2 protein-coding genes are annotated in these 547 nt (G+C 64.9%); both read left to right on the forward strand.

Features of this window, described 5'->3' with window-relative positions; genetic code table 11:
• The coding region (locus AC1RQF_RS33510) for a phosphopantetheine-binding protein (RefSeq protein WP_492874439.1) at positions 1-321 on the forward strand (321 nt) is incomplete at its 5' end.
• On the forward strand, positions 318-547 hold a 230-nt coding region (locus tag AC1RQF_RS33515; protein WP_492874441.1), incomplete at its 3' end, for a hypothetical protein. The genes AC1RQF_RS33510 and AC1RQF_RS33515, both read left to right, overlap by 4 nt.

Consider the following 547-nt stretch of genomic DNA (forward strand, 5'->3'; position numbering starts at 1 on the left):
TTCTTCGATCTTGGCGGGAACTCGTTGTCCGCGGTGCGCTTGACGACGGTGATCCGCGAACGGCTGAAGCTGCAGATTCAGGTGCGCGACGTGTTCATGTTCCCTTCGCCCGCCATGCTGGCCAGGCGCGTGGAAGACGACCTTTTCGCATCGAGCGACGCGCAGGCAATGGAGAGCGCCTTGCAGGCGCTCGATGGACTCGATGATGCCGAAGTGGAGCGCCTGCTCGCTCGAACGGAGCTTGGCGACGATCAGGAGGCCTCTGCCACGGGCATTTCCGCTTCCAGCGACGGGAGCATGCATTCGAAGGGGATCATATGAGCGTGTCCGACCAACTTGAAGGACTCTCGCCGCAACGTCGCGCGTTGCTGCTGAAATTGTTGCGTCAGCGAGGCGTTGGCGCGGAACTCGACGAGGTGCCGCTGCGCCGGCGGGGCGGGGAGGCGGGCCGCTGGGAGGCGTCGTGGGGCCAGCAGCGGTTGTGGTTCCTGGACCGGCTGGAGCCGGGCAGCGCGTTCTACAACATCAGCGTGACGGTGCACCTGCA

It is taken from the genome of Burkholderia sp. GW821-FHT14F03 (assembly GCF_058803765.1).